The sequence below is a fragment of the Pseudomonas sp. LF-5 genome (assembly GCF_037626295.1).
GTDB classification, from domain to species: Bacteria; Pseudomonadota; Gammaproteobacteria; order Pseudomonadales; family Pseudomonadaceae; genus Aquipseudomonas; species Aquipseudomonas monsensis.
The window spans coordinates 119146-131568 of the sequence record NZ_JARKMT010000005.1 but is presented as its reverse complement, the minus strand read 5'-3'; the positions used below and the strand labels follow the sequence as shown (position 1 = coordinate 131568).

Here is a 12423-nt window from a genome sequence, read left to right as displayed (position 1 = left end):
ACCCACTCCTACAGCGGTTCAGTGGCGTACACAAATGAGATGTTCGACACAAACCCTGTGGGAGCCTGGCTTGCCAGCGATGGCGTCTTAGAATTCAGCCCATCAACCGCGCTGTACCAAACAACCTGACCCTGCGCAATTCACCGCCTGCTTCTTCGAGCAATATCGGCGCCGTGCCGCCGGGCATCACCACCTGCACTTCACCGGCCGCCACCCAACCCACCCGCCACGCCGCCGATGCCACGGCACTGGCACTGGTGCCGGAAGACGCCGTCGGCCCCTCGCCGCGTTCGAACACTCGGGCGAGGATTTTCTGTGGTGAGTCGAGCACCGCCCATTGCAGATTGACGCCGGCCGGGCATGGATTTCCGGCACCGGTGGGCATGGCGTAGGCGATTGCGGTCAACCCTTGGTTCAGCGGTGACTCACGCATCTGTTGATTGCTCGGCAATGCCGCCCGGTCATCCAGCAGCGTCACGCAATGCGGATTGCCGATACGCACAAACTGGCTATGTGACCATGCCGGATCGAGTGTCGCCAGTGGCTTTACCACACTCACTTCTCGCCCATTGAATTCGACGTTTTCGACGTTCTGCGCACCCACTGCGCGCGCCCCGAAACCAGGTTGGCCAAGGTCGAGCCAAAAGCCTTGAACGCCTTCGACTTCGGCCGGTTTCACCGAGGTTTCCACGGCATCACCCTTGTCGTGATGTACGCGCAACAACGCGCCCTCCTCCGGCATCACGCCTTGCTCGGTCAGCGCCTGCGAAAAAATCGTCAGGCCATTGCCACTGCGCTCGGCAAGTGTGCCGTCGGTGTTGACGATCAGTACGTCGAATGGCGGCGACGTCTGGAACGGGCCGATCAGCAGGCCGTCGCTGCGGTGGGATTTGCTCCCCGTGGGACGCTGCCCTTCGGGCCAGTCGCAGCACAGCGTGATGGCTGCGCGGCTCCACGCCTGTCTCGACAAGGCACACTGCGCGGCCGTCATCGGCAGACCGATCCCCGCCTCGCGAAGTGCCTGAGGCGAAACCACCCCGTAAATATTGCCCCGTGCATCGTAAAATCGCGTCATCACCCGCCCTTACCGTTCAATCCCCCTGAAGCTGCCACTGTAAAACGCAATCCCCTGCAGGAGCGAGCCTGCTCGCGAAGGCGGTGTGTCAATCGCCACATTCATTACCCGAATCAGCGTTTTCGCGAGCAGGCGAACGCCTACGGGTTAGGATGTCGACTGCACTCCCCCGGAACCTGCGATCGAACCTCGACGCGCTATCACTGTCCTTCGGGGACGCGATGTTTTTTGCCAAGGAACGATATGACCAGCCTCAACCCCCAAGACACCTTCGTCCCCGGACGCCTGCAACAGATGTCGACGCGCATCGCCTTTTTCATCGCCGGCCTCGGCATTGCCGCATGGGCGCCTTTGGTGCCATACGCCAAGACCCGCGCCGGGCTCGATGAAGGCACGCTCGGCTTGTTGCTGTTGTGCCTCGGCGTCGGTTCGATTCTGGCGATGCCGCTGGCGGGGATTCTCGCCGCGCGCTTCGGCTGCCGCAGAGTGGCGACTGGCGGCACCTTGCTGATCTGCATGGCATTGCCGCTGCTGGCGACGGTGTCGTCGATTCCGGCGTTGATCGCCACGCTGTTCATGTTTGGCGCCGGGCTTGGCACGGTGGATTCGACAGTGAACCTGCAAGCGGTGATCGTCGAACGGGCCAGCGGCAAAAACATGATGTCGGGCTTTCACGGCTTGTTCAGCCTCGGCGGGATCGTCGGCGCCGCCGGCGTGAGTGCCCTGCTCGGCCTCGGCCTGTCGCCGCTGGGCGCGATGCTGGTGGTGGTGGCGGTGTTGGTCGCCGCGTTGTTCAAGTGCGTGCCACACATGTTGCCCTACGGCAGCGAAAGCTCAGGTCCCGCATTCGCCATTCCCCACGGCATCGTGCTGTTCATTGGCGGGATGTGCTTTATCGTCTTCCTCACCGAAGGCGCGGCGCTGGACTGGAGCGCGGTATTCCTGGCGCAAGAGCGCGGGATCGACACCGCCTATGCCGGACTCGGTTACGCGGCATTTGCCCTGACCATGACCGCCGGACGTTTGATGGGTGACCGGATTGTTCGGATTGTCGGGGCGACGCGGATCATTCTGTTTGGCGGTCTGTTGGCATCCGCCGGACTGTTTCTGGCGACGTTCGCACCGAGTTGGGAGGCTGCACTGGTCGGTTATGCGCTGGTCGGCGCCGGCTGTTCGAACATCGTGCCGGTGCTGTATACGGCGGTGGGCAAGCAGACGGTGATGCCGGAAAGCATCGCAGTGCCGGCGATTACTACGTTGGGTTATGCGGGGATTCTGGCGGGACCGGCTGTGATTGGTTTTGTTGCCCATGCCAGTAGTTTGAGTTTTGCTTTTGGGCTGATGGCAGTGCTGCTGGTGGCGGTGGCGATTGGTGGGAAGGTATTGAGAGTCTGAACTTAGTGCACCTGCCAGATTGTTGTTTTGGGGTTGGGGGCATATCCGTTGCTGCGGGTGTTGCCGCTGGCGGTTACTCACTTTTCCAAACGCCGGAATGCCGGCCCAGCGAAAAGTAAGCAAAAGCCAAGCAGATCAAAAGATCGTCCGATCGCGGCCCGAGCCTTCGGCAGCGCCTACAGGGAGGTTGAGTACATCGGTCAAAGATTGGTCGGCTGTCAGGCCGCCTTCGCGAGCAAGCTCGCTCCCACAGTAAGGTTGAGTACCCCCGCCAGAACTTGGTCGGCTGTCAGGCCGCCATCGCTGGCAAGCCAGCTCCAAAAATAAGTACGCCCTCGCACGCGGCGAAGTCCGCCCCACTCAACACAATGAGCGTTAGCTCGAGTACCGCTTTTGATCTGAGGGCCCGTCGGCAGGCTGAGTGGAGGGATTGATCCGGGGGTGGGAGCGTAGCGACCGTTTGGCGCAGCCAAACACATCGAGAGGAGGTGCAGCGCAGCAAACCGGAGGCGATGCCCCCGGATCAATCCCGGAGCGAAGGGACCCGAGCCTAGGCGAGGGCCGAACGTCAGGGTAAAGCCTTTTTGGTTACTTTTTCGGCGTCTGGAAAAAGTGACCCGCCGTAAGGGCGGAACCCTAATCAGCAACACCCGCAGCAACGGATACTCACCCAATCACCCAATCACCCAATCAACCAATCAGCCAATCAGCCAATCAGCCAATCAATCAAAACCCCACACTGGCCTGCACAAAAAACGTCCTCGGCGCCCCCACATACATCCCCGAGTTGTTATCGCTCGAACGGGTGAAGTACTGCTTGTCGAAGACGTTCTTCACCCCGGCACCCAACTTCAGGTTCGACACCTGCGGCCCGAAGTCATAACCCCCGCGCACGTTCCAGGTCACGTAACCCGGGATGTCGCCGTACTGCCCGTCGGCCGTGCCTTCAGTGATGTAGTTGCCGTTGAAGCTGCCGTCGGCATTCACACCGGTGCCCGGCGAACGCTGTTTGGACTGGGCAAAACCGTCAATGTTGTAGGTCCAGCGGTTGATGTCGTAACGCAAACCGACGGTCGCCACCTGACGCGAATAGAACGGCAGATCACGGCCTTTGAAGCCCGGAATTTCGCCTTCGTAGGTCGCACGGGTGTAAGTGAAACCGGCGTTGGCGGTCAGGCCGTCAAGACGCGGATCCAGCGCCGCCATGTCGTAGTGCATCGAGGCTTCGATGCCTTGGTGTTTGGTCGCGCCGAGGTTGGTCCAGCCCACGTCGTTGCTGATGTATTGCAGTTCGTCGTCGAAGTCGATGTAGAACAGCGTCACCTCACCGCCCCACACATCATCGTTGTAGCGCGTGCCAATCTCGTAGGTCTTGGCTTTTTCCGGCTCCAGGCCATTGGCAGTCTGGTCACCCGAGCCGCCCTGCCCCAACTGAAAATACTGCAGGCTGCCGAACGAGGTTTCGTAGTTGGCGAACAGCTTCCACGCATCCGACAGGTGATACATCACGCTCAGCGCCGGCAACGGTTCGTTGCTTTCGATGCTGCGGTTTTTCGCCTGTACCGGTTTGCCGGCGGTGTCGAGCACGGCACGGTCATGCCAGTCGGTGCTGATGTGTTCGAAGCGAATGCCTGGGGTGACGGTCCAGTTGCCAACGTCGATTTTGTTGTCGACGTAGACCGAATTGGCTTCAGTGCCACCCGTACGATCCTGGAACACGTGGCCATCGGACGTCGGTGTCGCCACCGGCTGATTGTTGACCAGCGCCAGGCGGCTCGACTGCTCGTGCATCGCTTCTTTCAGGTAGCGATAGCCGACGCTGACTTCCTGGGTGGTCGGGCCGACATCGAAAATCCGCGACACCCGTGGTTCGATACCCAGCGTGTAATACGAACGCGGGTACGAGCTGAGGGTTTTCTGGTCGCGGGCGGCGATGGTGCTGCCACGGAAGCTGTCGGTGTAATAGGTCAGGATTTCCGCCTGAGTGCGTTCGTCGATCTGGCGGATCCATTTGAACGACACGTCTTTGCGCCGACCGGTGAACTGATCGTAGTCACGCACCGAATCATACGGTTTGTCGTCGTACTGTTTTTGCGTCAGACCACCGGGCATGTCGGCCGTGGCGTCGTAGTAGTGGAAGTTGAGGCTGAAATCGTCCTGATCGGTCGGCGCCCAGTGCGTCTTGAGCAGCACGTCGTCGATGTCGTTGCCGTTGTTGCGCTCGCGGTAACCGTTGCCGTTGACCCCGGAATACAGCAACGCCACGCCCATGCCGTTGTCGGCGGTGCCGCCAAGAAACGCCGTGTCGATGTGTTTCCAGCCACCGTACTGAGTGGTTTCCAGGGTGGTGCCGATTTCCCCGGTGGCTTTTTCCGGAATCGCGCGGGTGACGAAGTTGATCACCCCGCCAACGTTTTGCGGTCCATAACGCACCGAACCAGCGCCACGTACCACGTCGATGCTGTCGAGGTTGCCGGCGGAAATCGGCGCCATCGACAGTTGCGGCTGACCGTACGGGGCGAAGGCTGCCGGTACGCCGTCGATCAACACGGTGGAGCGCGGCGACAGACGCGAAGTCAGACCGCGCACGCCGACGTTGAGGGAAATATCGCTGCCACCGGTGCCGTTGGAGTCCTGCACCTGCACGCCCGGCACACGCTTGAGCACGTCGCTGACGTTCATCGCTCCCTGCTCGACCATCGCTTCGCGGCGGATCACCGTGCGCGCCCCGGGGTGGTTCTGCACCACGGCGGCGTCGGCGTCACCGAGCCAGTCACCGACCACTTTGATGTCGGTCACGCCGAGTTCCAGCGGGCCATTGCTGGCGGCGGAAGTCGCGGCAGGCGCAAGGGTCACCGAGCCTTCGTTGATCTGATACTCCAGACCGCTGCCTTGCAGTAACTGGCGCAAGGCCTGCTCCGGCGAGATATCACCGTCGACTGCCGGCGCCTGTTTGCCGGCGACCAGATCCGGGCTGAAAAACACTTGCAGCGCCGTCTGCTGGCCCAGCTCGCTCAGGGCCTGGCCCAGTGGCTGTGCGCGGATGTGGATCGCTTCGCCAGCGAACGCCAGCGGCATGGCAGCGTTGACCGCCAGCGCAAGGGCCAGCGGCAACCAAGGGGATTTTTTGTTGTTGGCAGTGGGGGTGTTCACGTCGTACGGAGTCCTGTGGATCGCAAGAGTGTGCGTCTGTTAATGCAAACCAGTTGCAGTTGAACAGGAAGACGATGAACTCGAAAAAAACCTGAACGCTATTTTGAAATTATTTCCTGACTGCCGTCCGCGAGGGTGCGCACGGCCACCGGCAGGATGCTCGGCAAGGCCTTGAGCAAGGCGTCGGTATTGTCGGACTTGAACACGCTGGTCAGGCGCAGACTGGCCACGGCCGGGTTGGCGACGGTCAACGGCTTCTCACGATAGCGCGACACTTCGGCAGCGACTTCGCTAAGGCTGGCGTTGTTGAACACCAGTTTGCCGCTGCGCCATGCCGTCACTTGCGCCGAGTCGACCGCGTAGGCCTGCGCGACTTTGCCCTGAGCATCGACATCAGTGCCGAGGCCCGCGGTCAGGCTGATGAATTGATTATCCGGCGCCCCCCGCCCCTGCACTTTCACCGTGCCCTGCTCCACCGCGACGCGGGTTTGCATAACGTCGCGGCGTACATCGAAACGAGTGCCGGTGACCGTGACCTTGCCGCTGCCCGCCTCGACCACGAACGGGCGCGCGGTGTCGTGCTGAACACTGAACATTGCCTCGCCTTCGCTCAATTCGATCAACCGACGATCCTGTTCATAACGCACCTGCAAGCGGCTGCGGCTGTTCAGGTCAATCACCGAACCGTCCGGCAGCGCCACATGCTTGCGCTCGCCCAACGCCGTGGCGAACTCGGCGCGGTAACTGCCCGGATGATTCAAACCACTGAACAGGCCCAGCCCGAGCGCCACCGCCAGCACACTGGCGGCCACGGCATAACGCAGCAACGGCCGGCGTGCGCGGCGGGTTGGCGGGGTTTCAACCAGAGCTTTGAGGCGTGGCACCGGCAGCAGATCCGCCGCCGACCACAAGCCCTGCAGCAACTGGAATTCGTCACGGTGCTGCGGATGCTCAGTCAGCCAGGCGTCGAAGCGCTGCTGCTCGTCGGCGCTGATCGTTGGCTCCTGCAAACGCACAAACCAGCGAGCCGCGTCGTCACGCACCGTTGTTGGCCCGCACGCGCAATCACGGGTATCCATCATGGAATGTCCTGTTTGGCCGGGGATGAAAAAGCACGGTCGTTCATGACTGCAACCCGTCGAGGCGATCACGCAAGTGCCGAAGGGTGCGGATCATATACTTTTCGACCATGTTCTTGGACAACCCCAAGCGTTCGGCGATTTCCGCCTGCGTCAGGCCTTCGATCTTCTGCCAGACAAAAATCTTGCGGCAATTGACCGGCAGTTCGCTGAGCGCCCGTTCGATGGAATCGGCCAACTGGATCGCATGCATGTAATGCTCCGGGTCGCCGGACAACGACTCAGCGTGATCCATGGCCTCTGATTCCATGACGCCCCGCCGATCCTCACGCCGATAACCGTCGACCGCGATATTGCGTGCGGTCTGGTGCAAATACGCCCGCGGCTGCTGCACCGCCGCCGAATCGGACTCAAGCACCCGCACAAAGGTGTCGTGCGCCAGATCCTCGGCCTGCGCACGATTGCGCAGGCGACGAGTCCAGGTGCCGATCAACTCTTCGTAATGCTCGAAAAATCCGGATCTGCGGGGACGCATGGGGGATATGGGCGGCGTGCTGAGGAAAGGACGTGAATAGTAATGGTTACCATTAAGCCGAAGCAATGGATTCCTCGACCGACCGTCCGGGTCGCCTTTGCGGCTCAGCGTTTTATCGAAATCACACCACTCATGTAGTCATGCAGATCGCGCAGATCCTTAACACTCCAGGCATGCGGCGGTATTTTTACCCCGTTCTCCTGCAACGTTTTCGGAATCAGGTTGCCGTTCGGGCGAAGGATGATCGACGACACAATCACGCCCGGATATTCATTCAGACGTTTTTTGAACGCGGGCGTTGTCAGGTCAGGTGTTGGCGGATTGCTTTTATGCGCCAACGGCCCGGTGCCCTTTATATCGGCGCCGTGGCACACAGCGCAGCGCTGCGAATAGAGATTTTTTCCATTGCTGTTATCCGCGAAGGACACGGAGGTTTGAGCGATCAACAAAGCCCCGAGTACAGCGACGAATGCGATTTTCATTGTTTGCCTCCCTGGCGTCTTTAAGGTCGCGCATGATGCGCGAGATTTAACGCCTGGCGCAAAACAATGTGGGAGCGAGCCTGCTCGCGAATGCGCAACATCAGTCACTTATTGCATTGACTGAGCGGACGCTTTCGCGAGCAAGCTCGCTCCCACAGGGTTCGGTGGTGGATGCAGGTTCAAGTGCATCCACCACCGGCCATTGGATCAGCCTTTTTCGTCGATCCCGGCTTGCAGGGTCTGGGTGTCCAGATGCCCGCCAAGGGTGACCGGGCCGACTTTCAGGTTGCCGTTCTCCAGGGAAACCTTCGGTGCGTTTTCCTCGGCTTTATGTGGCAGATCAAGTCCGGCCTTCACGCCATAGTCACGGTTGCTCAGATCAGCGCGACCGACCTTCGATCCGCCCAGATCCACCTTCCCTTCAGTGGCCGAAATCCGCGCGCCCGTCAGCTGCGTCGCGCCGCCGACTGCGAGGTTCACCCCTTGGCTGCTATTGATGCCAGACGTCTGCGCAACGCTGTCCTTGTGCGCATACTCGCCCTGCGCTTTCAGCGTCGGCTTGTAGTCGGTGCCGGCGAGTTGTTCCTTGTCGCTCGGTGGGTTTTTCTTCGCGGTCAGGCCCAGATCGACATCGACCTTGGCATGGTTGCTCGAATCCTGGCGACTCTCGACCTTCAGATCACCCGCGACTGTGCCGCTGACATCTTTAGCGTCGATCCGCGCACCCGCCAGCTGCGCATCACCGGCACTGTTCAACACCACATGGTCAGCCTTGATCTGGCTGTTCTGCTGGGTGCTGCCCTGCAAGTAATCCACACCCACCTTGGCGCCGGCATTGAAACCGTGATCGCTGCTGGCCTTCTCATCCGCGGCGGTCGGGGTTTTGCTGCTCAAGTTGCCGCCGGCATTCAGCGCAACATTCCAGTTATTGCGGTTGTCGGTGGACTGCGCCGATTCCTGCACGTAACCGCCCTTCTGCGCGTCGATGCTGACGTTCGGTGCGCTGACTTGCGTGCCTTGCAGGTGAATCGAATCACCGCTTAGTGCGAGGCCGCTCTGACTGTTGAGCTGGCCACCGCTGAGGGTTTGTGAATCCTCATTGACTCGACCGATATTGAAGTTGCCGCTCAGATTGCCGGCCTGATCGCGGCTCTTCTCGCTGCTGGTTTTGCTGCCGCCACCCTTCAAGCCGCCGCCGAGATTGCTGCCAGTGGCGGTGTGAGTATCGGTGGCCGCTTGCAGATCGAGCTTGCCGTCGGCGTGCAGAACGATGGCGCCAGCGCTGTCGATCTTGCTGCCTTGCTGCAGCTGATTTCCGCCGCTGTCGAGTTGCACCGGACCGTTGCTGGTGATGCTCGCCACATGGGCCTGGGTGTCAGTGGTTTGCTTGCCGGTGTGATCGAGCTGGAAACCGGCGCCGAGGTCGAGGTTGGTACCATCGGTCCCCGGCAAGGTGCCGACCGTCAGAGAGCCACTGCCACGCAGGCTGCTGTCGTTGCTGTGCTGGCGGTTGTTGGCCTGATTCAGCGCCAGATCACCGCCGGTGTTGATGCTCACTCCGCCCTGCCCGCCATCGAAACGGCTGCCTGCGAACTGCGCATCGCCACCGACCTTGATGTTCACACCCTGGCTGCCGGCATAAGCGCCGACGACGGCGGTGGAACTGTCCTTGCTCGACGCACTGCTGCCACCCGCGCCGCTGCCAGCGACGTTCACGTCTTCACCGGTCTTGGTGTAGACGCGCACATCGACCTTGGCATCCACCGCATCAGCGCTGCTGTTGTGCGTGTTACTCGCGGCGTCGGCAAGCAGTTTGTCAGCGCTGATGTTCACCTGGCCGGCGCTGGCGTTGTATTGCGTGCCTTGGTCGTGCAGCGTGCCAGTGGTTTTCACATCGACAGTGCCGCCGTCAAAACGGCTGACCACAGCGTTGCTGCTCTGCTCGGATTTGCTGGCGCTGCCATGACCGACCGCAACGTCGATACCGACATTCGGCTGACCGAGATTGGCCAGCGAATCCTTGTCCGGCACCTTGCCGTTGAGCACGTCCTTCACCGCGCCAGCGATCGGCCGAGCAATATCTTTGTATTCGACGTTGGCGCCGATGTCCGCCGACCAGTTGCTCTCGCTATGCGTGCTGCTGTCAGTGTTGCTGGCCGCACGGTTGTCGATCTCGTTGGCGGCAATATTCAGACCGTTACCGGCCTTGACCTGCGCACCTTCGGTGGCGAGTTTGTCGGCATTGATGGTCAAGCCACCGCTGCTCTGTACGCTGGTGGTCTGTGCGGTGGTTTTGCTGGTCGAATCCTGCGCAGTGCCGTGGGCGAAATCGACGCCACTGCCAGCACGGTCGAGGCCGCCGGTGTAGTAGAAACCGCCGCCGGTGCTGGAGGTGTCGGTGGAGGTTTTGTGGCTGTCTGCCTCGGCCAGCAACGACACGTTTTTGCCGCTCAACGTTGTGTCGCCAGCGGTGGATTTCACCTCCGCGCCTTTGAGCGTGACATCACCGCCAGCCTTCACCTGCACACTGCCACCGCTGAGGCTGGAGCCTTGCTGAGTGACATCATTACGGGTCACGGTTTGCTGTTTGTCTTCGTAGTGAATCCCGGCGCGATATTGCTCTGGCGTTTGTTCTTTGGCGTAAGCATCGAAGCCACGGGTTTGCGTGGTGTCAGTGCTGTCGTGAGTGTTCTGCGCCGAATGCACATTCACCTCTCCCGTCGCATCCGCCGTCAGCGCGCCACCGGCCTTGACCGTCGAACCGGCGACCTCAATGTCCTTGGCGCTCTTGAGCTTGAGGTTGCTGTCGGACACCAGTTCGCTGCGCACCGTGGTGCTGTCTTTGCTGTTCTGGCGCGATTCGTCCTTGGTGATGCCGAAGAACTTGCTGTCCTTGTCGTGGTTATTGCTGTGCGTGGTGTCCTGCACGCCGTCGATGATCAGCGAACCCTTGTCGCTGATCACGCTGGCGTCGGTGCCGCCGCGCACCTGACTGCCGCTGATGCGCACGTCGTCAGCCTTGACGATCAGTTTTCCGCCGGCGTTGACCTTGCTGCCCTGATGCCGGGTCTGGCCCTTGTCGGCATCGCCGGTCTTGCCGAAGAAACCACCGCCGACGAGGTCACCGGAATAGCGGTTGTCACTGCTGCGGCTGGTACGTGTGGCAGTGCTGATGTCCACCTGTTTGCCTGCCAGATGCAGGTCACCGGCGCTGTTCAGTTCGGCGCCGTCGGAGCGCAGCAAGGCGGCGGTTTGCAGGGCGATGTTGCCAGCCTTCAACTGGCTGGTGACGCTGCGCTGCTCCTCGCTGCTGCTGTTCCAGTCGGCTTTCCACAGGTGTTTGCGGTGGTTGCCTTGATCGGTCTGGGTGTGGCTTTCAGTGGCGGCAGTCAGGCGCAGATCGCCGCCGCTCTGCACGTCGAGCTTCCGCGCCGCGTCGACCTTGGCGGCTTTCAGTTCGGTGTCTTTACCGGAGGCCAATTTCGCGTCGCGACTGGCGACGATCTGGCTGCCGTGCTGACGGGTTTCGCTATCGGTCTGGGTGCGGTCGTAGGTTTCCCAGGTGATGCCGATGGTGCTGTTGCTCCAGTTCTCGCGTTTTTCCTGGAGCTTGCGGCTTTCGACCGTGCTCAGGGTCAGATTGCGTTTGGCCTCGACGGTGACGTCACGGCCACTGACATCGGTGGCGGCCAACGTCAGGTCCTTGCCACTGTGCAGACCGATATCGCCCTGCTTGCTGCGAATCCCGGCGCGGGTGACGTCGAGGCTGTTGGCCACGGCTTCACCGCTGACACTGAGGTCGCCGGCCGAACGAATCTGCACACCGTCACGCCCGGCGACTTGCACCGCACCCACCCGCACGCCGGCACCTTCGGCGGTGCTGACAATATTGATGCGCCCGGCCTGCATCGCGCCGAACAGGCTGGCGTCGATGCGTTGATCAGAAGTGTTGCCCGCCGGATCGACCGCGTTCACCTGGCCGCTGGCGTAGTCGACCTGATTGCGTCCCACTGTGAGGTTCAACTGATCGCGCGCCGTGATCGCGCCCTGGCTGTCGATACGCGGCGCAATCAGGTTGATCGAGCCCTCGCCATTGCGCAGGCCACCGTTTTGAATCTGCAACTGACCGCTGGCGTCGCGGGTGTTCAGACCTTGCAGTTTGCCGTCATTCAATTCCGGGCGACCAACCACTAGATTGGCATTCGGCGTATTGATAAAGCTGCCGCCATTGACCGAGATGCCGTTGGGGTTGGCCAGCACGTAATCGGCGGGGCGACCGAAGATTTCCTGCGCGCCGTTGATGGCGGACGGATTGCGGCTGATCACTTCGTTGAGGATCACACTCGCCGCCTGCCCTTGCAGTTGTGGGTTGGCCGCCAGTTGCCCGGCCAGTTGCGATTGCCCGGCCTGCAAGGCGTTGTTCAGCACCACACCCTGACGATCGACGTTGTAGTCGAGAAACTGGTTGTGCGACAGGCCCGAGCCATTGGGCGCGACGATGTTGACGATGGGCACACCGCCCTGGGTCTGCAATTGCGCGGTACCGCCCGGCCCGGGCGCGACGACGACACCACCGGCGAGCGCGCTCGGCAGGTGCACGGCGAAGAACAGGCTGGCGATGGCCCAGCGCAATTTGCCCCGAGGCGAAAGATGAAATGCAAAAGTGTGTGCTGGCATAAAAACGTCTCCATGTAAGTACGGCAT

7 protein-coding genes are annotated in these 12423 nt (G+C 61.3%); 1 reads left to right on the top strand and 6 read right to left on the bottom strand.

The window, feature by feature from the left end; genetic code table 11:
* Nucleotides 1-94: 94 nt before the first annotated feature.
* Complete coding sequence (locus tag PseuLF5_RS17125) at nucleotides 95-1075, bottom strand: diaminopimelate epimerase (protein WP_340134110.1); 981 nt, start codon at nucleotides 1073-1075, stop codon at nucleotides 95-97.
* Nucleotides 1076-1318: 243 nt separating this feature from the next.
* Here PseuLF5_RS17125 and PseuLF5_RS17120 point away from each other — a divergent pair, with 243 nt between their 5' ends.
* Nucleotides 1319-2470 carry an MFS transporter gene (locus PseuLF5_RS17120; protein ID WP_340134108.1) on the top strand — a complete coding sequence of 384 codons (1152 nt, stop codon included), beginning with the start codon at nucleotides 1319-1321 and terminating at the stop codon, nucleotides 2468-2470.
* Between the two features lie 726 nt (nucleotides 2471-3196).
* Here PseuLF5_RS17120 and PseuLF5_RS17115 read toward each other — a convergent pair.
* The 5 genes from PseuLF5_RS17115 to PseuLF5_RS17095 all read right to left on the bottom strand — a co-directional run bounded on the left by PseuLF5_RS17115 (nucleotide 3197) and on the right by PseuLF5_RS17095 (nucleotide 12396).
* Nucleotides 3197-5623: a TonB-dependent siderophore receptor gene (locus tag PseuLF5_RS17115; RefSeq protein ID WP_123462180.1), complete on the bottom strand. Its 2427-nt coding sequence runs from the start codon at nucleotides 5621-5623 to the stop codon at nucleotides 3197-3199.
* Nucleotides 5624-5721: 98 nt separating this feature from the next.
* Entirely contained in the window at nucleotides 5722-6705 is a 984-nt protein-coding gene (locus tag PseuLF5_RS17110) for a FecR family protein (RefSeq protein WP_267805599.1), read from the bottom strand.
* Between the two features lie 40 nt (nucleotides 6706-6745).
* Nucleotides 6746-7237 (bottom strand): sigma-70 family RNA polymerase sigma factor, encoded by a 492-nt coding sequence (locus tag PseuLF5_RS17105; RefSeq protein WP_409202062.1) that lies wholly within the window; start codon nucleotides 7235-7237, stop codon nucleotides 6746-6748.
* A 104-nt stretch (nucleotides 7238-7341) separates the two neighbouring features.
* The gene (locus tag PseuLF5_RS17100) at nucleotides 7342-7719 is read right to left on the bottom strand and encodes a c-type cytochrome (protein WP_267805598.1); all 378 of its coding nucleotides are present in this window, start codon (nucleotides 7717-7719) and stop codon (nucleotides 7342-7344) included.
* 207 nt (nucleotides 7720-7926) lie between these two features.
* On the bottom strand, nucleotides 7927-12396 hold the full coding sequence (locus PseuLF5_RS17095; RefSeq protein ID WP_340134106.1) for a hemagglutinin repeat-containing protein: 4470 nt from the start codon (nucleotides 12394-12396) through the stop codon (nucleotides 7927-7929).
* Nucleotides 12397-12423: the final 27 nt, after the last annotated feature.

Coding starts and splice junctions, on each gene's coding strand:
- PseuLF5_RS17125 (WP_340134110.1), bottom strand. CDS start 1,075: ATGACGCGATTTTACGATGCACGGGGCAATATTTACGGGGTGGTTTCG.
- PseuLF5_RS17120 (WP_340134108.1), top strand. CDS start 1,319: ATGACCAGCCTCAACCCCCAAGACACCTTCGTCCCCGGACGCCTGCAA.
- PseuLF5_RS17110 (WP_267805599.1), bottom strand. CDS start 6,705: ATGATGGATACCCGTGATTGCGCGTGCGGGCCAACAACGGTGCGTGAC.
- PseuLF5_RS17105 (WP_409202062.1), bottom strand. CDS start 7,237: ATGCGTCCCCGCAGATCCGGATTTTTCGAGCATTACGAAGAGTTGATC.
- PseuLF5_RS17100 (WP_267805598.1), bottom strand. CDS start 7,719: ATGAAAATCGCATTCGTCGCTGTACTCGGGGCTTTGTTGATCGCTCAA.
- PseuLF5_RS17095 (WP_340134106.1), bottom strand. CDS start 12,396: ATGCCAGCACACACTTTTGCATTTCATCTTTCGCCTCGGGGCAAATTG.